This window comes from Arthrobacter sp. ok362, assembly GCF_900102785.1.
GTDB lineage: Bacteria > Actinomycetota > Actinomycetes > Actinomycetales > Micrococcaceae > Arthrobacter.
In genome coordinates, this window is the sequence record NZ_FNGC01000004.1 from 125,713 (window position 1) to 144,068 (window position 18,356).

An 18,356-nucleotide genomic window follows, 5' to 3' on the forward strand; every position below is an offset into this window, starting at 1 on the left:
GCCCCGTGCCGGCCCCGGCTGCCCAGAGCCCGGGCCCCTCGATTCATCCGGGGACGGTGGTTTCCGAGTATCCGATGCTCACGTTGATTCGACCGGAACGGCGCCCCCGCCGTGGCGGATGCGCTTCACGACGGCTGTCGTGGACACATCGGCCACGTAGTCCAGAATTGCCACCGTGCCGCCGTACCGTTCCACAGCTCGGGCTTCCGTAAGCATCTCCGGGGAGTAGTCACCGCCCTTTGCGTAGATCTCCGGCCGGAGTTGCTCGATCAGTGGCACCGGGGTGGGTGTGTCGAACACCGTGACATAGTCCACGCAACTTAGCGCGCCGACCACTGCGGCCCGGTCCGTGACGGTGTTGATCGGCCGATCCCGCCCTTTGAGCGCCCGGACGGAATCATCGCTGTTCAAGGCCACCACCAGGATGTCGCCCAGCTGCTTGGCTTGGTTGAGATACCGGGTGTGGCCCCGGTGCAGGACATCGAAGCAGCCGTTGGTCAGCACAATCCTCTGCCCGGCGGCCCGGTGACGGCCAATCCGCCGGGCGAGCTCCCCGGCGTCGAGGGCGGTATCAGCGAAGCTGGCCAGGTGCTGGCCGAGATCATCCGTGCTGCACACCGACGTTCCCGGCCGGCGGACCACAATGTCGGCTGCCGCCTGGGCGAGGTCCACGCTCGTGGTCAGCGGCAACGAGGCGGCCCGGCCCAGGGTCAGCGCAGCCACGAAGGTATCCCCGGCCCCGGAAGCCTGTTTCTCCGCGACGGGCTTGGCCCATGTTCGGTGGACATCGCCGGACGCGGGTAACAGGATCGCACCTTCACGGTCCAGTGTCACCACCACGGCAGCTGCCCCGGTTGCGCGCAGCAGCTCCTGGCGGTGCTCGACGACGACGGCGGGACGCCCGGCGCTCGCCGACAATTTGAGCCCGAGCAATTCGGCTGCCTCCTTTGCATTCGGCGTGGCCAGGTCTGGCCTGAGAGCGGCCCAGGACCGGGGATCGTGGGCGTCAACGACCGCCAGCAGGGACGCCGGACGCCCCGCGAGAGCTGTGACGAGGGTGCTTTTCACCGGCCCGCTAAGGAATCCGGCACCATAGTCGCAGATGACGACGGCGTCCTGGTTCTGGAGAACTTCCGGCAGGGACACGGCCGAGGCGGCGAGGGCCGCCGTCGGAATCCTGCCGGCAGACTCATCGAAGCGCAGCAGCAGCTGGCCGCCGCTGCTGATCCGCGTCTTCGTCGTGGTGGTCAGGTCCGGGACCCGGCAGACATACGCGGTGTCCACTCCGGCTTCCTCCAGCTGTCGCAGCAGTTCCGCACCTGCCCGGTCGCAGCCCACGACCCCTACGAGGCGCACCTTGGCCCCGAGCGCAGCCAGGTTCACGGCGGTGTTCGCGGCGCCGCCCGGGGCGAAACTGCGCTGGCCGATGTCGACTACCGGCGCCGGCGCTTCCCGGCAGAGTCTTTCGATCGTGCCGCTCCACCAGCCGTCCAGCATTGCGTCGCCGACGACCGTGACCGCTGGACCGATCGCGGCCAACCGTCTGGGAAGCCACTCTTCCAAACCACGCTGCCCCGCCAGATCCTCGCCGTTGGGAGTGTTCTCCCCGGCCGAGAGCGTTGTCACGGTTGCCGGTTTCCGGCGACGGCGGCGCGTCCCATGACTTCGGGCGTCGTCGGCGGAGCTGCCGGGAGACTGCCAACGGGTTTCGCCGTTTGCGGATCGCGGATGGAGATCCGCTCCCTGGATCTGTTGCGCGCACAGTTGACGGTCACAAACACGGGAATCCTTCCCTAGCTCCTGGAGAGGTCCTGAGCGGCTGCCGGCGTGCTCACGGGCTTTTCGTGGGTCCTCCTATGACCCATCATTTACCCCATTGGGGGCAGGTTTACACCCTTCGCCGGCAGCCGAAGTGTTGGTTAACGGCGGACGGTGTAGCCAGCGGCCCCGAGGGGAACTAGGGTTGCGGCACAGTCGGCCGAGGGCCCGCCAAAACGGGGCCCTCGGTAGGGACGCCGGGCCAAGTACCGGGCCAAGTACAGACGCGGGAGGACTAGATGCAGGGGTTCGAACCGGAAGAGCCAGGCAACCCTGACGTTGTCGGATGGGGCGTGGGACCGGTCCTGGAGCGGTTCGAACGCGTCAGGCGAATTGCAGTGCTGCGCGGGGGCGGGCTGGGCGATCTCCTGTTTGCACTGCCTGCCGTCGCTGCCCTCCAGGCGGCCTACCCTGATGCCTCGGTCACTGTCCTGGGAACACCCGTCCACCAGGAACTGGCGGCCAGCATCGCAGGACCGGCCTACGACGTCCGGATCCTGCCCTTCGCGGAAGGCATCCGGCCGGGCCCGGAAGACCCTGCTGCCCTGGAGGCCTTTTTCACCCAGATGAACCGGGAAACGCTCGACCTCGCTGTCCAGCTGCACGGCGGAGGGCGCTTCTCCAATCCGTTTCTGCTGCGCTTGGGCGCCCGGCATTCTGTGGGCTCCCGGACCCCTGATGCCGCCCGGCTGGAGCGCAACCTTCCCTACGCCTACTACCAGCACGAACCGCTCCGAGCCCTCGAAGTTGCCGGACTTGCCGGCGCTCCCCCGGCCGGCCTGGAGGCTCGGCTGCGGCCCTTAGACCGCTATGCCGGGGGGCTGGATCCTTTCTTGGCAGGCGAGTCCGCCGTCGTGGTTATCCACCCGGGCGCGACGGACCCGCGTCGACGCTGGCCGGCGCGAAGCTTCGGCGAGGTGGCGGCGGCCTGCGCGGCGGACGGTGCCCGGGTGCTCGTAGTGGGCACCCGGGACGAAGAAGACCTGGCCGCAACTGTAGTGGAGACGGCCGCCTCGGCACGGGTCACTTCGCTGGCCGGTGAGCTGGAGCTGGGCGCTCTGGCGGCGTTACTGGCCGCGGCGTCGGTCCTGGTCGGCAACGACAGCGGTCCGCGACACCTGGCACAAGCGCTGGGCACCCCGACAGTGGGCCTGTACTGGGCCGGGAACGTCATCAACGCGGGCCCGCTGGGCCGGAGCCGGCATCGGGTACACCTGTCATGGCTGACACATTGCCCCGAGTGCGGCGCCGACATCACCCAGATTGGCTGGACGGCTCCGCGTTGCCCACATGAGAGCCCGCTCGTGGCCGGCATCAGCGTCGGGGCCGTCTATCAGGACGTGCGGATGTTCACGGCCAAGAGCCCTCTTCCTCGGGGCAGATAAGCAACTCGCGGACCACGCATCCCGGAGGCTGGGAGAGCACAAAGAGGACAGCCTGGGCCACATTGGCGGGATCATTGAGTTTGGAATCATCCTGCGGCCTGTACTGCTCGGGCCGGTCGTCGAAGAACCTGGTCTTCATCCCGCCTGGAATCAGCGTGGTCACACCGATTTCCCCGCTGGTTTCCGCCGCCAGGGCGTGGCTGAAGCCCACCACGCCGAACTTTGAAGCGCAGTATGCGGAGGCCTCCGGCAGCGCCCTCTTCCCCAGGGTCGACGCTACCGTGACCACACGCCCACGTGATGCTTTCAGGTGTGGCAGCGCCGCTCGGACCACGGACACTGTGCCCAGGAGATTGACGAAGATGACCTGCTCCCAGTCTTCGGCCGGGACGTCCGCCAGTTTTCTGCAGCGATCAATGCCTGCGGCGGTGACCACTGCGTCCAGGCCACCCAGGGTTTCGGCGGCCTGGTTGACCGCCTCACTGACCGCCGTCCGGTTCGCGACGTCCACCTCGATAGCCTTCGCCGCGGACACGGTGCGGATGTCGCGGTCCAACACTATAGGCGTCCCGCCGGCCTGCAGCACGGCATCGACAACGGCGGCACCGAGTCCGGAGGCGCCTCCGGTGACCAGCACCCTACCGGTTTGCATCTCGTAGGTCATGATATTCCTTTCGCTTTGCGGCCGGTCGGGGGCGCCGGCCTGGGTCGGGAGGTGGGGAGGTGGGTCAGCCGACACGGGCCAAGGCATCGGCGAGGTGAGTCGTGGAGCGCGCCGGATGGTACGGGACGGTGAGGCAGCGGCCGCCCCAGCTCTCCACGAGCGGGGTTTCAGGCAATTCCCGCACGTCATAGTCCCCTCCCTTCACCCAGATGTCCGGTCGCAGCATGTTCAGGCATCTCTCCGGGGTGTCTTCGTCGAAAACGAGCACGGCGTCGACGCACCCAAGGGCCAGCAACAGTTCCACCCGGTCCAGCTGATTGATGATGGGACGGGACGCCCCCTTGATCCGCCGGACGGACGAATCCGAATTCAGGCACACGATCAGGCAATCGCCAAGGGCCCTGGCGGCTGCGAGCGACCGCGCGTGACCGGCATGGAGCAGATCGAAGCAACCCCCGGTCGCCACCACGGTTCCGCCGGTGCGTCGCACCCGGCGGGCCAGCGCCGCCGCGTCACCGCCCCTCCGGCCGGTGCTGTGCCCGGATACCGGCCGGGGTGGGCCATTCAGCGCCTCCACGCCGCCGCCAGCCAGGAACGACGCCGCTTCACGGACTGCGACGCGTGCCGATTCCGTGAGGTCGTGGCCTGCCGCGAGCTGGGCAGCGAGACTGGCGGCCAGCCTGTCGCCGGCGCCACAGGGGTCGACGACTCGGGCTTTCGGCGCCGCGATGTGAACGGTCGGCGCGGTGGCACGCGCCAGGGTCGCCCCGTGCTGGCCCTGGGTCACGAGCACGGCGTTGCTACGCCAGAGACTCATCAGTGTCCTGGCCAGCTCTCCCGGGCCGTCCGCGGATGGTGCTGCAGGGGACAGGACCGCGGCAGCGGCGCGGGCCTCGGCCCAATTCGGCGTCACGACGGCGACTCCCGCGACTGGCGGGGCCCCGCCCCGATGCGGATCCCAGATGATGGGAATGAGACCTGCCAGTCGGGTCAGCGCCGCACGAAGGGACGGGTTGGTCGTCAGGCCCCTGCCGTAATCGGCCACCACAATGGCGGCCGCGCCGTCCAGTGCCCGCAGCATTGCCGGCGTCACGGCGGGGACAGGTGCGTGTTGACAGCCTTCATCGAACCGGACAACCATGTTGCCGTCGGCGCGAACCCTGGTTTTGACCGGGGTCGGGGCCCCTGATGGACCAGCGACAACGGTGAGGCCGGCCAGTTGCCCTTCGAGCCGGGTGGAGGCCTCGTCCGCTCCGAGGACTGTCACCAGAATCACGTGGTGCCCGTCCTCAGCCAGCATTGTGGCGACCAGGCCGGCCCCGCCTGCACGGTAACGGGCGCCGGATACGTCAACCACTGGCACGGGTGCATCCGGGCACAGCCGCGTGGCCACCCCGTCAACGTCAACGTCAAGCAGGATATCGCCGACCACAACGATGTTCATGACCCGGCCCCGGGCGAGGTTTCCACGGGTCCTTGCCGCAGAATCTCGGCGTCAAAGGCGCGGCAGACGGCATGCAGGGCAATTAGATGACACTCCTGGGCACTGGCCGCGGGACTGTCGATCGTGACAGCTTCATCGCAGTTCAGGGCCAGCGGATTCGGGCCGACGCCGGTCAGCGCCCAGGTCGTGACGCCCAGTCCCCTTGCGGTTTCCACCGCCCGGAGCAGGTTCACGCTCCTGCCGCTGGTGGAGAGCAACAGCAGGACGTCCCCGGCGCGGCCGTGCGCCCGCACCTGGCGGGCGAAAAGCTCCTCAAACCCGTAGTCATTGGCGATGGCGGTCACGGCTGAGGTCTCGGCGTGAAGCGAGATTGCCGAGAACGGCACCCGTTCGCCGTCGAACCGTCCCACCAACTCCGCCGTCAGATGCTGGGCCTCTGCGGCAGACCCGCCGTTGCCCGCCGCGAGCAGCCTCGCTCCGCACGCCAACCGGCGCGCCAGATCCTCCCCCCACGCCGCCAACCGAAACGACTGGCTGCGCAGCGACTCGAGCGCCGGGAGGACGTTGTCCAGGTGCGATCGGACGGCTGCCACCGACCCGGGCCGGGCGAAGGTAGAACCAGGGCGGCTCGCGCGGTCACCGTCTTCGGGCAGCAGTAGAAGGGGATTCGGCCGGTTCAGAGACCACTCCGCGGTCATAGCGCCGCTCCTTCCACAGGGTCCAGCCGCCGTGAGTCAGCACAGGCGGCCAGCGTATGCAGATAGGCCCTTTCCGTTTCACCGGCGACGCGGTCCCACGAATAGCGGACCCGCACACGCTCCTGCCCGGCGCGCCCCAGGTCTCGGCGCAGCCTGGCGTCACCCAGCAATCTGGCGAGGGCTGCGGCTAGGGCGGCCGGGTCCTTCGGAGGCACGTGCAGTCCAGTGCCGTGATCCACCACGGTGTCCCGCAGTCCGCCGACGGCTGCCGCCACGACCGGGATTCCGCACGCCATTGCCTCCAGCGGCACGATCCCAAAGGGTTCGTACCAGGGGGTGCACACCACCGCGTCCGCGCTGCGGAAGATGCCAGGCATCGCGCCGCGGGGCACCTGCCCGCGGAACGTGACCTGGTCCCGGACTCCGAGTTCCGTGGCGACGGCGGAGAGCCTGGATGCTTCGGCGTCGTCCCCAAGTGCGGCAGCGTCACCGCCGCCGACTATGAGGAGTTCGACGTCGGCGAAGCCGGCATTCCGAAGCAGGGACAAGGCCCTGATGGCCAAATCGACGCCTTTGCGGGGAACCAGCCGTCCTACGGAGAGGATACGGTGGGCGCTGCTGCGGGGCTCGACGGCCCCGTCGCCTGCGAACAGATGAACATCCACGCCGCACGGCGCGATGGAGATTCTGGTGGTGTCGATTCCCATGGCCTTGAGTTCGAAGACCTCGTCGGAGCAGGTGGCAATAATGCGGTCCACGGACCGTGCCACTGACGGCTCAAGCCATTGCCTTTCGAGCGGACTCGTGTCCTGGGCGCCCTGATGCCGGCGTTTGACGGGGCCCAGCGCGTGGAAAGTCTGGACTACCGGGACGTGTATGCGGATGGATCCGCGCCGTGCCGCGTCGAGCGCGGCCAGACCGGACATCCAGAAATGCCCGTGGACCACGTCCGGGGGGCGGTTGCCCCAGTCGCGGGAAATACCGTCCGCGAGCTTGCCCATGAATGGTAGGAGTTCGTCTTTGGGCAGGCGCTGAGCGGGCCCGGCGTCGACGTGGACGACCTCCAGATCCGGCAGGATCCGGACCCGCTCGGGCAGATCGGCCGAGTCCCGTCGGGTATACACCGTGACGTGGTGCCCGCGGCGGGCCAGGGCCTCCGACAGCGCGGCCACATGCACATTTTGGCCACCGGCATCTACCCCGCCCAGTGCTGCCAGCGGACTGGCGTGTTCCGAAACCATGGAGATTTTCACTGGCCCTTCCCTTCTTGCGTTGGAATCAGAATCCGCCCCGTCCGGAAGCGCGGCGAGGTCACGTCGTCGAGCAGCTCGTTCCAGGCGCGGAGGAAGGCCTCGAGTCCGTAGCGTTCCAGCACCGCTTCCCGGGCCATGTTTCCCCGCTGCCGGGCTTCCGCGGGGTCCCGGACCAGCTGGGCGGCGGCGCGCACGAGGTCGTCGACATTCGTGGAGATTGCTCCGGCCTCGGGTGGAACGGCGCGTGCCGCTTCGGTGGTTCCCAGCACCACGACCGGCATCCCGAGGTGCATCGCCTCCAGAAGTGCCAGGCCCAGGGACGTCCACCGAACCGGGTGGAGATAGACCCTGCAGCGTGCGAGTTCGCGGTGCAGGCGTGCGGTTTGCAGGTCTCCGCAGACCGTCAATTTCCCCGCAGGCAGCCCGGTAGCCTCCGACAGCCCTGCTCCACCCATGCCGAAGACCCGCAGCGGCGCCACAGCCGCGAACCGGGCCAGCAGGTCAGTGCCGGTGACCCGGCCGCGCCGAACGGGCTCATTCACCACGGCGCCGAGCTCAGCGACTTCACCGCTGTAAAGATGCCCCGGGTCCGGGACACCGTGCTCGATGACGACCGTCGGGGCCGAGCCGTTGTCCCACATCAGCTGATTGAAGTGCGTGACGTGGACCAGCGGGATGATGTGTTGGTCTGCGAACGGATGCACCGAGTGGGGAACATCGCCCTTGGGCGTGTTGTGCTCCAGAAACACCCCGGGCAGGTCCTTGCCAGGGACCCGGCCCAGCGCGCGTCCGACTTCTGTCAACTCCTCCGCCCGTTGCAGGACGACAGCGTCCACGCTGCCCGGATCGAGTGCATCCAGGGCAACCTCCCGGACTGATGCGGGCCAATCCCGGCCTCCCCGGCCCAGCCCCCACGCCCCGCGCTCGGGAAGCACCGGCAGGAGATACTCATGCGGCCCCCGGACGAAAGCGTCCGTCCAGCCTCCATGCACATGCCAGAGAAGGACTCTCATTGGTGCCGCACCCTCCGTGTAGACAATGACGACACTCCGCCGAGTAGCCGTTCCACGGCCTCCAGGAGCTGCTCAGGTGCAACCGAGGCCAGACAGGGATGACCCGGGACCGGGCACTCGGTGGCGCGGCTCAACTTGCACGGCGCGTCCTGGTCGCCCAGGATCTCCAGCGGGACGCCGTAGGGGGCCCAGCGGATGGCAGGAACCACCGGAGAGAACAGGCACGCTACCGGCGTGCCGAGCGCCGCTGCCAGATGCGCCGGGCCCGTGTTGCCCGTGACCAGCACGCTGGCCCGGGCAAGGACACCTGCCAGGGTTTTCAGATCGGTCTGCCCGCCCAAATCCACGGCGGAAGGCCCCGCGACCGTGGCCGTGAGCTTCGTTTCAGCGGGGCCACCGGTCACCACAACCCGGTACCCGGCACCCTCGAGTAGTTCCACCGCCGCCGCATGATGCAGCGCGGGCCACGCGCGGGCGGGCGCGGAGGCCCCGGGATGGACCACGATGTAGGGTTCCTCCCCCACCAGGTCCCGCACGTCCGGATACCCTTCAACGCGGAGCCTGCCGTCATCCCCGGCAGGAAGGGTGAAGCCGGCCGCCCGTGCGATACCGAGGGCCCGTTCGGATTCTGGCTGGTCTTCAGGAAAGTCCTCGCCAGGTCGCAGTCGGATGTCCAGGAGGCTGCCCGCATAGTCTGTGGACGCGCCGGCAATGCGGCCGACGCCGGCCAGCCGCAGCAGGAGAGCAAGGGGCAGCGGTGACTGGTGGAACGACGTCAGGATGACCGCTTCCGTGATCCGCGAGTCGGCGACGAACGCTTTTAACGCGTCCACGTGACCCTTCTCCACCCGCGGGGCCGGGTTCGCGATCCAGGGACAGCTCCAGCTATAGGCCTCGGAAACCCCCGGGAGGAGCGACGCAGCCGGCTCACCCTGCGGGCCGCACAGCACGACGACGTCATTGGGATCACCCCCGTCAGACCGGCCGCCATGGGCAACGGCACGGATGGCCGGACCCGCCAGCAGAACGTCGCCGACGCTGTCCAGCCGGGCCACCAGGACCCGCGTCATGGCTCCGTCCTCCCGGCTGCCGCCTTCAAAAGCAGATCCACAGCAGCTCCCAGGTCCGCCGCCACTTCGAGGGCCGCTTCCACTTCTGCCGCCCGGGTCACCGGAGTGGGTACCAGAATGCCCCGGGCGCCCGAGAGTCGCGCCGCTTCCATGTCACTTCCGATGTCGCCGATGAGTGCGGCCTCCGACGGAGAAACCCCCAAAGTGCTGCAGGCTTTCAGGACCATCCCCGGTGCAGGTTTCCGGCACGGGCAGCGGTCAGCGGGAACGTGCGGGCAGATGATCCAGAGGTCGAGGGGGCCCAACAGCTGATCGATCCGGCCGTTGACGGCGCCCACCTCAGCAGCTGTGAGGATTCCCCGGCCTATCCCCGACTGGTTGCTGAGGACCCCTATCGGGATTCCGCGGCTGCGCAGCCGCTGCAGTTGCTCACGAGCGTGGGGCATCGGCCGGACCCGGGCGGGATCCGCGTTGTACGGGACGTCATGGATCAGCGTTCCGTCCCGGTCAAAGAAGACGGCCCGCGGCGGCGCTGTGCCAGAAGTTCCCATACCCACCCTGTTCCCCATTCGGACCCGGGCTAAACGCCCGTCCCCTTCCCGGCCCGGCCCTGCCCGAGGCTAGACTCCTGGAAAAGGAGATCAATCGATGTTCGGAAACCAGGACGAGGCGCCGTCGGTGTCCGGGCGTGACGGCCGGCCGTTGCTGCTGGTGTTGCGTGCGCTCCAGCTCGGCGATCTGCTCGTCGCTGTGCCCGCGTTGCACGCGTTGCGGCGCGCCTATCCGGATCATCACCTTCTGTACGCGGGCCCGGCCTGGCTGCGGGACGCCGTTGCCCTCGTGGGCGGGTATGGCCTCCTGCCGGCCGCGGGCCTGTCAGAGCCCTTGCCAGTGGAACAAGGCAGTGTGGATGTTGCGGTGAACCTGCACGGCCGCGGTCCGGAGAGCCAGTTGCTGATTGAGGCAGTCGGTGCCCGGCAGGTGATCTCGCATGCCTCGAACCATTGGGAAGGTCCGGGGTGGGTCGAGGACATTCACGAGCGTCGGCGCTGGACACGTCTCCTCCAATGGCACGGAATCGCCGCGGATCCCGATGACGTCCAGCTGACATCACCTCCCGTCCGCACACAGTGGCCGGACGCCACCGTCGTCCATGTCGGCGCAGCGTTTCCCAGCAGGCTTTGGCCGGAGAACCGGTTCGCCGAGGTGGCGGACCGCCTGGCGCAATCCGGGCATCGCGTCGTCGTGACCGGCAGCGCGGCTGAACGGGCACGCTCCCTGTCCGTGGCCGCACAGGCCGGCCTCCCGGAGGAAGCTGTTTTAGCCGGAGGGCTCTCCCTTGGCGCATTTATTGCCCTCGTGGCGGAGGCCCGGCTGGTGGTCTCGGCCGATACCGGGGCCGCGCACCTGGCCACAGCCTACCGCCGCCCTTCCGTGGTGCTCTTCGGGCCGGCCCGCCCCGAGCATTGGGACCCTCCGCCGGGGCCGCATGCAGTCCTGACCAAGGCGGAATTGCGCCGAGGCGACGCGTTTGCCGGGGACCCGGATCCGGCCCTACTTGGTGTCCGGGTTCAAGAGGTCTTGGACGCCGTCCGAGTTCTGGGATTGCTCTGAGAGTCGGCTTCGGCGAGCAGTTGCTGCAGTCGCATCAGCACCTTGGACAGCCGTCGCGAGACCTGCATTTGTGAGACGCCGAAGCGCCTTCCAAGTTCGGCCTGGCTTTCCTCACAGAAATAGCGGTGGTACAGCAGTTCGCGTTCCTGCCCGGACAACTCGCCGATGGCCTGGTTAAGGCACAGGAGTTCCTCCAGCCGTTCCAGCGGCAGTTCCCGCGAGGCCAGTGCCTCCGCCCTGTGACCGCCATCGTGATCGTCCACGACGTCGAGTGAATCCGGACGCATGCTCGACGCCGCTGCCAACGCCTCCTGTACGGCTGAGACGGGGACCCCGAGTTGCTCCGCCAGTTCACCTGCACTCGGCCGATGTCCCAGGGCCTGGGTCAGCTCCGGTTCGGACCGCAGAATTTCCGTTCGCAGGTCCTGGATCCTCCGCGGCGGCCTGACCACCCAGCAACGGTCGCGCAGATAACGCTTGAGCTCGCCCGTCACCGTAGGGGCAGCGTAGGCCGCGAAGCTTTCTCCCCTGGCCGCGTCAAAACGCCGCGCGGCTTTGACCAGTCCCAGATACGCAACCTGGTTCAGATCATCGTGTTCCCGACCACGCCCTGTGAAGCGAAAGGCCAAGGCTTCCGCCAGTTCCAGATGGTCAAGGACCAGCCGGGTTTCAAATGCCTCCCGGATCTGACCTGTTGAAGCCCGCCCCGTCGCCGCGGGCTGCCCGGACTCGGCCGGGACGTACGGCATCCAAGATGGCGGGCGCTGGGGTTCTGCCATAGTTGTTCATTCCTCTGAACCGGAGTCGTTCAAAGCCTGCGGCAAGACCTAAGCAGTAGAAAACCATAAGCCTGCTTATTAAACAATGGGTGAGGGGATGGGGCCCCGTCCCCGGGCCTGAAAGAGGCAATAGAGAATGAATTGCCGGCCCGGGCCCCTGCTGGATTCTCTTGTGAACACACCGGCGAGGTCACGTTTGAACCGAAGACCCCGGACGGCTCGGTGGGAGCCTATCTCCACGCCCGCCGGTGGAGTGGCGCAAATGCACTCTGGCCGGGATGCACCGGAGAAGTTATAGTAAGCATGCTGATGATTGATTCCGCTCTCGTCAGTTCCCCCCAATCCCGTCAAAGGAGACACCGTGAGCACCAGGGTTGAAAAGCGAGTTCTGGTCAACGTTCCCGTGAGCGTGGCCTACAACCAATGGACCCAGTTCGAAGAATTTCCGCACTTCATGGGCGGGGTGAAGAGCGTCAAACAGCTCAGTGACAACCGGCTCGAGTGGGTTGCGGAAATCGGCGGGGTGCGCAGGCAGTGGCAGGCCAGAATCCTCGAGCAGGTACCCGACCGAAAAGTCGCATGGGCCGCCACAGAGGGCGCAACGAACGCGGGGTCCGTGGCGTTCGAAGACCTCGGCGGCGGGCAGACATCCGTACAGCTGTCCTTGGAATATGAACCCGAAGGGATCGTGGAAAAGGTCGGCGACAAGCTGAACATCGTAGAGAGGCAAGCCGAGAGTGACCTCAACCGGTTCAAGGCCTTCATTGAAGACGAGGGCTACGCGACCGGCGCCTGGCGCGGATCCGTCAGCGAAGGCGCGTCCGCCGGCACGCCCGGCATTGATGAGGCGGCAGGGTCGCGGGGGGACAGCGGCAAAGCCGGTGTATCGGGCAAGGTCATTGCCGGCGCTGGGCTCGCCGCGGCTGCCGCTGCGGGCGTCGCGGCCGCGGCAAGCAACAAGGAGTCCGGCGGAGACGCGCTGGCTCAGTCCACGCCATACCCGGAGGTTAAAGCCGTTCCGCCTACCGGGACATCGGGCAGTGTTTTCCCCGGTGAGGAGTTGCCCCGGGACGCGACTCGTCCCGGGGACGGAACTGTTGGCCGGTCCGAAGCGAAGCCTTTCGACCAGACCAATGGCCTTGTTGACTTCGAAGGCGATTCGGACGGGACAGCCGTGGCCGACACCTCCAGCGCGGCCGACCGCGAGACGGACCCGAAACGCGGGCCAGGCCTTGTCCCGCCGACAGGAGGAAGCCTGGGACAGCACTGACCACGGCCGCGGAGGGTGGTGTCCCGGCCGTCACGCTGCCGAGGGCCAGTCACGGGGCCTAATCAAGCGGCGCTTGCCATCCGGGACCAGTTCACGCGGATGGAGTGGCCGCGCAGGCGCGCCTGCAACAAAGCACCGGCCCTAGACGGCGCTGTCCGAGGCCCGGCTGACGCTGGGCCTTGGACGGTGCCGTCGCGACGCTTCTGACCGCAGCCGACCGTACTGCCGGCGGCTCTTGGGCGTCCAAAATACCCGCGGGCCTGGACATACTTGTCCTGCGCGGCGGCCGGCGCGGTGGCCCGACAGGAAGACGTTCAGCGCCGGTTCCATTCGTCTGCATTGGGACTATTCTGTTGGCAAGATCTTCACAGAGGAGGACCAAATGAGCGCCTCGGATGAACTGGCCGCCATCCACGCGCGGCTCGCCGCGGACGAGGACGAATACGCGGATGGGGTCCTCGACCAGAACGTCCGGGACCGGCGCTACCTCCTCTCCCTGGTGCAGAAACAATTAGCGCGGCTCGAGAAAGTGGCCGCCGTGGCATCCGACTTTGCGGAGCGGGGCCATCGGATCGAAGAGCAGTTTGGAGGCACCGGCACGATCCACACGATCAGGGCTGCGGGTCTGGGTGACGGGTACCGGGAAGCTGCCAGGAGCATCCGTGCCGCGTTGGGCCCCGCGGTGAGTGAGCTCGAAGGCGATGCAACCGCAACCGCGATCACAAGCCGCGCATCCGAGCACCAGCCTCAAGCGGGCTCCCCTCTGCCCCCGGAGGCTCTGGCAGGATAAGGGCGTGAGCGACCCCATCGGCCTCCTCGACGCCCGCATCAGCGAGGACCAAGCCGCGGCGCGCGCACCCAGCCGCCCCCGATGCCGACTGGTCCCGCGTCGCTGTCCACGGCCCTGTCCGGGTGCTTGCGGTCAGCCTAAACGGCAGCCACTACGCGCTCGCCGTTGAAGTATTCGAGCTGCCAGCCGTCGACGTCGTGGTGGTGGGCCAGGTTGAGCACGGCGTTGTCGATACTTTCCAGGGTGCGGCCGATCGCGCGGCTGAGACTCACGCGGAGGAGCGTGCCGTGGGCGACGGCGAGGACGCGTCGGCCGCGGAACTCCTCGGCCAGCGCTTCCAGGGCCGCCAACCCGCGGCTGGCTGCCTCGTCCTCGCTTTCTGCCCCGCGGAAACCACCGGGGATGCGCAATGCATCTAGTTCCGGGCCGTCCTGCAGACCCTCGGCGGGTCCGAAGCTACGCTCGGCGAGCTCCGGCACGCGCCGGGCCACCCTGAGGCCCAACCCGGCGGCAATGAGGTCTGCAGTTTCGGCCGCACGGCTCAGCGGCGAGGACACGATTGTGTCCCACTCGTAGCCGGACAGGACGGCGACGGCGTCGCGCGCCTGGCCGCGGCCGACGTCGTTTAGCGGAATATCGCTGGATCCCTGCAGCCGGCGCTCCGCATTCCAATCCGTCTGGCCGTGGCGGACAAGGGCAAACGTCGTAAAGTTCATGCCTTCCATTCTGTCTTGAGGGCGGACAGGCTCCGGCATCAGCGAGTCACTACCGTTGAACTTATCCGGTAGGGCCCGACTGTGCGGCGTAGGCAGTGGCCCGGTCGCGGACGTGGGCCACGTAGGAATCCGACTGGTTGTAGGAGTAGATGGCGTCCGTCCAGCCCGCGGCGGTCGTGAGGTCACCGCCGTGGGCGCATAGGTACGAGGCGGCACTTAGCGCGGCGTCGTCGATGTTGAATGGGTCGGCTTTACCGTCACCGTTCCCGTCCCGCCCCGCGAGCTGCCAGGTGGAGGGAATGAACTGCATGGGTCCGACGGCGTGGTCCCACTGGGCGTCGCCGTCCAGTGCGCCGGCGTCCGTATCAGGGATCGCCGCAAAACCGTCGCCGTTAAGGCTCGGACCGACAATTGGCCCGCTCGCCTGTCCGGCGGTGGTCAGCCTTCCGCCGCCGTAGGTTCCGTGACCGGACTCGACGAAGCCGACGGCCGCCACCGTATTCCAGCCGATCCCGCATGCCGGAGCGGATTCGTTGGCCGCGCCGGCCGCGGCCACGTAGGCCTGGAGCGCGCGGGCGGGGATGCCTGTCTCCGCGGCGGCATGGCTGAGCCACTGGGCGTCCGCGCTCCGGGTTATGTTCACTGCGGAGGTGATGCCGGTGGACAGCGTTTCGAGTTTCGCCGCCGCCCGGGGCGGTGGTGGCATGGCCGTGCGGGTCTCCGCGCCGGAGAACCGGAGTGCCCAAAACAAGAACCCGGTGATGACGCAAAACGCGAACAGGCCGAGCACTGCCAAGCGTTTCAGCTGGAGCATGGACTAGCTGGACCCGCCGTGGACGATGCCGATCCGCTGGTCCGGAGCGGTGCGGAAAATCGCCCCGGTCCCGCACCCACGCGGGGCCATTGTCCTAGCCTTCACAGTCGACGCAGTAAGTGTGGCTGTTCTTTTCGCGTGCCACCTGGGACCGGTGCCGGACCAGGAAACAGGAGTGGCAGGTGAATTCGTCCTGCGCCTGCGGGATGACCTGTACGACGAGCTCCTCGGCGACGAATTCCCCGCCGGGGCTGATCGCATCGTCAAATGCGTCAGTCTCATCCATCTCGCGGACAACGCTGCGGGCATCCGGGGCGTTGGCGGATTGCAGCGCCTGCAGGGAACTATCCTGCGACTCCTTGACGTCGGATCGGACTTCGTCGTAATCGGTTGCCACGGGGGTGATTCTCATTCCTATGTTTAGTTCTGACGGGAAGCCAACGTACACCATTACACGCTTCCCTGCGTCATCTGAACTAAGGACGGGCTCGGCAGGCGCCGCTTTCAACAGGCGCTGGCTCGGAGACCTGCGCGGCGCGAAGCACGCCGCACAGGCCCCGAGGGACGAACCTGACGTTTGACTCCAGACAGCACCTGCCGTCGCCCTGGTCTGTCCGGAGCCTCGCCGGCATCACCGGTCGGAGACCAGGAGCTCCCCTCTTTGCGCAGCGAGGTCGTCCGCCAGAATGGCGGCCGCCGGAGTGGAGCCCTCCGGGCTGGAAAGGGCAGCCGTGGCGAAGGTGTTGGCCGGCCGGGGCAGCCCGTAGTGTTCACGGAGGGTCCGTCCGGTGTATTCACGCCGGAAGAGTCCGCGGTCCCGCAGGATCGGAATGACGTGGTCCACAAAGGCGTCAAGGCCGGACGGGAGCACGGGTGGCATGATGTTGAAGCCGTCCGCTGCCCCGGCCACGAACCATTCCTGGATGGCGTCGGCCACCTGCTCCGGAGTGCCGGAGAAGGTGCGGTGTCCGCGGCCGCCCCCGAGCCTTCCGATGAGCTGGCGCACCGTCAGGCGTTCGCGCCGGGCGAGGTCCACGATCAACGTGTACCTGCTCTTGGCGCCCTCGATCTCGTCCTCGGAAGGCAGGTCTTCCGGTAGCTCGGCGTCCAGGGCCAGCGATTCCGGGGACACTCTGAGCACCCCGGCGAGCTGCCGTTTGGCGTATTCGGCTTGGATGAGCCCGTCGAGTTCCTTCTCCAGCCGCCGGGCCTCGGCCTCGGTGTTCCCGATGACCGGAACAATGCCCGGAAGGACCTTGATCGTTTCCGGGTTCCGGCCGGCGGCGGCGGTTCGCTGTTTCAGGTCCGTATAGAAGCGCTGTGCGTCGGGCAGCGTCTGCTGGGCGGTGAAGACCGCTTCGGCGTAGCGGGCGGCGAAGTCTTTGCCGTCTTCCGAGGAACCGGCCTGGACAATCACCGGGTGGCCCTGGACGGAGCGGGGCACATCCAGGGGCCCCTGGACGCTGAAATACTTGCCGGTGTGGTTGATCGCGTGGACGCGGGTGTTGTCTCCCCAGGTCCCGGCGTCTTTGTCCCCGAGGGCGGCGTCCTCTTCCCAGCTGTCCCAGAGTTTGCGCGCGACGTCGAGGAATTCCGCGGCCCGCCCGTACCGCAGCGCGTGGGCTGGCTGGTCCCGCAGCGAGAAGTTTCTCGCGGCGGCGTCCCCCGCGGTGGTGACGACGTTCCAGCCGGTCCGGCCGCAGCTGATGTGGTCCACGGAGGCAAACCGCCGGGCCAGGTTATAGGGGTCGTTGTAGGTGGTGGACGCCGTCGCTATCAGCCCGATCCGTTCGGTGACGGCGGCGATGGCGGCGAGCAGGACGGTCGGCTCGAGCGTGCCGTAGGGTCGCTGGCCGACGTCGCCGTGCAGCACCGGTGAATCCGCGAAGAAGATGGAGTCGAACGTTCCGCGTTCGGCGGTCTGGGCCAGCCGCTGGAAATGGGCAACGTCTGTCCCGGCGAAGCTGTCGCTTTCCGGCAGCCGCCACGAGGCTTCGTGGTGCCCGGTGCTCATGAGGAATGCGTTCAGGTGCAGCTGCCGTGCGCCGCTCACAGCGGCGCTCCGGAGACATCTGCGCGAAGTTCGACCGTCTCGGAATAGACGGAGGAGTCGCCCTGGATGGACGTGCTGCTGCGGCCGTCGATGCCTAGGGGAACATCGCCGGCGACCGTGACCCGGTTCAGCTGGCGGGGCTGGCCGTCGTAGTTGTCCGGGGCGTAATGCTGGGTGATGCGGTTGTCGAAGAGCACCAGCTGGTCCGGTTCCCAGTTGACGCGGACCACGTTCTCCGGGCGGGTGACGTAGGCCTGCAGCAGCCGCAGAATGTCCTTCGATTCGGTGTTGGACAGTCCCACGATGCGCAGCCGTTGGGCGAAGCCGCCGATGAAGAGGCCGCGCTCGCCGGTCAGTGGATGGACCCGGACCACGGGGTGGGCGGTCTCGAAGTGGATCCGGGTGAATTCCTTCCGTCGCTCATCGGCGTTGGCGTGCTCGAGGTTTTTCGGCACGGAGTAGTCGTAGTCATTGGTGTGGACGGCCCACAACGTGTCGGCGAAGTCCCGCAGTTCCTCCGGCAGGTCCTGGTAGGCACCTGCCGAGGAAGCGATCAGGGTCTCCCCGCCGTAGGCCGGTAGGGTGACGCTGCGCAGGGTGGAGGCCTGCGGCGGGTTCACGACAAACGTGACGTCGGTGTGCCAGTTGTTCGCGCTGCCGTTTTCGCTGTCTACCGGCAGGACCGCCGGCTTGCCTTCGACGGAGGCCACGGTGGGGTGTGCCTGGGTAAGCGGGCCGAAACGGCTGGCGAAGCGCACCTGGGTTTCGTCGTCGTGGACGTTGGCTTCCCGGAAGACCAGGGCCTTGTGGGTGTTCAGGGCTTCCCGGATCTGGGCGATGGTGGCGTCGCTGAGGTCGCTGCTGAGGTCCAGGCCGCGGATCTCGGCGCCGACGCGCGCGCTGAGTTTCCGGAATTCGAGACGGGTTTCGGTAGTTGTCGACATGGTATGTGTGTCCTTGATCTGTCGGGGTGAA

Annotated in this window: 18 protein-coding genes; 4 read left to right on the forward strand and 14 right to left on the reverse strand. The window is 67.6% G+C overall.

What is annotated here, in order from left to right:
- Positions 1-78 precede the first annotated feature (78 nt).
- Positions 79-1,626: a D-glycero-beta-D-manno-heptose 1-phosphate adenylyltransferase gene (rfaE2, locus tag BLQ10_RS06885; protein WP_254785439.1), complete on the reverse strand. Its 1,548-nt coding sequence runs from the start codon at positions 1,624-1,626 to the stop codon at positions 79-81.
- Between the two features lie 431 nt (positions 1,627-2,057).
- Between rfaE2 and BLQ10_RS06890 the strand changes: the two genes are divergently transcribed.
- Complete coding sequence (locus tag BLQ10_RS06890; RefSeq protein ID WP_091559973.1) at positions 2,058-3,203, forward strand: glycosyltransferase family 9 protein; 1,146 nt, start codon at positions 2,058-2,060, stop codon at positions 3,201-3,203.
- Here BLQ10_RS06890 and BLQ10_RS06895 read toward each other — a convergent pair.
- The 7 genes from BLQ10_RS06895 to BLQ10_RS06925 all read right to left on the reverse strand — a co-directional run bounded on the left by BLQ10_RS06895 (position 3,169) and on the right by BLQ10_RS06925 (position 9,896).
- Positions 3,169-3,867: an SDR family oxidoreductase gene (locus tag BLQ10_RS06895; RefSeq protein WP_091559975.1), complete on the reverse strand. Its 699-nt coding sequence runs from the start codon at positions 3,865-3,867 to the stop codon at positions 3,169-3,171. The genes BLQ10_RS06890 and BLQ10_RS06895 overlap by 35 nt on opposite strands.
- Positions 3,868-3,931: 64 nt before the next feature.
- Positions 3,932-5,311, reverse strand: a complete 1,380-nt coding sequence (locus BLQ10_RS06900; RefSeq protein ID WP_091559978.1) for a PfkB family carbohydrate kinase — start codon at positions 5,309-5,311, stop codon at positions 3,932-3,934.
- A complete protein-coding gene (locus tag BLQ10_RS06905; protein WP_091559980.1) occupies positions 5,308-6,009 on the reverse strand; it encodes a D-sedoheptulose-7-phosphate isomerase in 702 nt (233 codons plus the stop codon). The genes BLQ10_RS06900 and BLQ10_RS06905 overlap by 4 nt, the downstream gene beginning before the upstream one ends.
- Complete coding sequence (locus tag BLQ10_RS06910) at positions 6,006-7,262, reverse strand: glycosyltransferase (RefSeq protein ID WP_091559982.1); 1,257 nt, start codon at positions 7,260-7,262, stop codon at positions 6,006-6,008. The genes BLQ10_RS06905 and BLQ10_RS06910 overlap by 4 nt, the downstream gene beginning before the upstream one ends.
- Positions 7,259-8,275, reverse strand: coding sequence for a glycosyltransferase (locus BLQ10_RS06915; protein ID WP_091559985.1), 1,017 nt, complete (start codon positions 8,273-8,275; stop codon positions 7,259-7,261). Before BLQ10_RS06915 ends, BLQ10_RS06910 begins: the two co-directional genes overlap by 4 nt.
- The gene (locus tag BLQ10_RS06920) at positions 8,272-9,345 is read right to left on the reverse strand and encodes a glycosyltransferase family 9 protein (RefSeq protein ID WP_091559988.1); all 1,074 of its coding nucleotides are present in this window, start codon (positions 9,343-9,345) and stop codon (positions 8,272-8,274) included. The genes BLQ10_RS06915 and BLQ10_RS06920 overlap by 4 nt, the downstream gene beginning before the upstream one ends.
- Positions 9,342-9,896 (reverse strand): D-glycero-alpha-D-manno-heptose-1,7-bisphosphate 7-phosphatase, encoded by a 555-nt coding sequence (locus BLQ10_RS06925; protein WP_091559990.1) that lies wholly within the window; start codon positions 9,894-9,896, stop codon positions 9,342-9,344. Before BLQ10_RS06925 ends, BLQ10_RS06920 begins: the two co-directional genes overlap by 4 nt.
- A 97-nt stretch (positions 9,897-9,993) precedes the next feature.
- Between BLQ10_RS06925 and BLQ10_RS06930 the strand changes: the two genes are divergently transcribed.
- Positions 9,994-10,959 carry a glycosyltransferase family 9 protein gene (locus BLQ10_RS06930; RefSeq protein WP_091559993.1) on the forward strand — a complete coding sequence of 322 codons (966 nt, stop codon included), beginning with the start codon at positions 9,994-9,996 and terminating at the stop codon, positions 10,957-10,959.
- Here the strand turns inward: BLQ10_RS06930 and BLQ10_RS06935 are convergent.
- Positions 10,917-11,708: a sigma-70 family RNA polymerase sigma factor gene (locus BLQ10_RS06935; RefSeq protein ID WP_091559994.1), complete on the reverse strand. Its 792-nt coding sequence runs from the start codon at positions 11,706-11,708 to the stop codon at positions 10,917-10,919. The two genes, BLQ10_RS06930 and BLQ10_RS06935, sit on opposite strands and share 43 nt — an antisense overlap.
- Before the next feature lie 391 nt (positions 11,709-12,099).
- Here BLQ10_RS06935 and BLQ10_RS06940 point away from each other — a divergent pair, with 391 nt between their 5' ends.
- Both BLQ10_RS06940 and BLQ10_RS06945 read left to right on the forward strand, forming a co-directional pair.
- Positions 12,100-13,008, forward strand: coding sequence for an SRPBCC family protein (locus BLQ10_RS06940; RefSeq protein WP_091559997.1), 909 nt, complete (start codon positions 12,100-12,102; stop codon positions 13,006-13,008).
- Positions 13,009-13,390: 382 nt separating this feature from the next.
- Positions 13,391-13,798: a hypothetical protein gene (locus tag BLQ10_RS06945; protein ID WP_091559998.1), complete on the forward strand. Its 408-nt coding sequence runs from the start codon at positions 13,391-13,393 to the stop codon at positions 13,796-13,798.
- 137 nt (positions 13,799-13,935) lie between these two features.
- Here the strand turns inward: BLQ10_RS06945 and BLQ10_RS06950 are convergent, their stop codons facing one another.
- The 5 genes from BLQ10_RS06950 to BLQ10_RS06970 all read right to left on the reverse strand — a co-directional run bounded on the left by BLQ10_RS06950 (position 13,936) and on the right by BLQ10_RS06970 (position 18,325).
- Positions 13,936-14,514, reverse strand: a complete 579-nt coding sequence (locus BLQ10_RS06950; protein WP_091560001.1) for a histidine phosphatase family protein — start codon at positions 14,512-14,514, stop codon at positions 13,936-13,938.
- 61 nt (positions 14,515-14,575) lie between these two features.
- On the reverse strand, positions 14,576-15,328 hold the full coding sequence (locus tag BLQ10_RS06955; RefSeq protein ID WP_091560004.1) for a lytic transglycosylase domain-containing protein: 753 nt from the start codon (positions 15,326-15,328) through the stop codon (positions 14,576-14,578).
- 94 nt (positions 15,329-15,422) lie between these two features.
- A complete protein-coding gene (locus tag BLQ10_RS06960) occupies positions 15,423-15,725 on the reverse strand; it encodes a DUF4193 domain-containing protein (RefSeq protein ID WP_091560005.1) in 303 nt (100 codons plus the stop codon).
- 234 nt (positions 15,726-15,959) lie between these two features.
- A complete protein-coding gene (locus tag BLQ10_RS06965; RefSeq protein WP_302847296.1) occupies positions 15,960-17,381 on the reverse strand; it encodes an LLM class flavin-dependent oxidoreductase in 1,422 nt (473 codons plus the stop codon).
- A complete protein-coding gene (locus BLQ10_RS06970) occupies positions 17,378-18,325 on the reverse strand; it encodes a TauD/TfdA dioxygenase family protein (RefSeq protein WP_091560008.1) in 948 nt (315 codons plus the stop codon). Before BLQ10_RS06970 ends, BLQ10_RS06965 begins: the two co-directional genes overlap by 4 nt.
- Positions 18,326-18,356 lie beyond the last annotated feature (31 nt).